The organism is Mesorhizobium waimense, from assembly GCF_003601975.1.
Taxonomy (GTDB): Bacteria; Pseudomonadota; Alphaproteobacteria; order Rhizobiales; family Rhizobiaceae; genus Mesorhizobium; species Mesorhizobium waimense.
Map to the genome: position 1 here is coordinate 1 of NZ_QZWZ01000218.1, position 433 is coordinate 433.

1 protein-coding gene is annotated in these 433 nt (G+C 70.2%); it reads left to right on the forward strand.

What is annotated here, in order from left to right; all coding sequences use genetic code 11:
* The coding region (locus D3227_RS40715) for a CoA transferase (RefSeq protein WP_208646643.1) at positions 1–433 on the forward strand (433 nt) is incomplete at both ends.

The window sequence follows — 433 nt, forward strand, 5'->3', positions numbered from 1 at the left end:
ATCTCACCTCGGTGATCATGGGTCCGTTCGCCACGCAGATCCTCGCGCAGCTGGGTGCGGAGGTGGTGAAGGTGGAGACGCCCGAGGGCGACAACATGCGGCACGTGGGGCCGATGCGGCATGCGGGCATGGGGCATATCTTTCTGCACGCGAACGCGGGCAAGCAGAGCATCGCGCTCGATCTGAAGCACCCGCAGGGGCGCGAGGCGGCGCTGCGGCTGGCCGAGGGCTGCGACGTGCTCATCAGCAACGTGCGGCCGCAGGCGCTGGCGCGGCTGGGGCTGGATTACGAGGCGGTGAGCGCGCGCAACCCGCGCATCGTCCACGTGAGCTGCTGCGGCTTCGACCAGGAGGGGCCGGACGCCGCGCGCCCTGCCTACGACGACCTGATCCAGGGCGCCACCGGCATCCCGTGGCTCATACAGCGCTACGG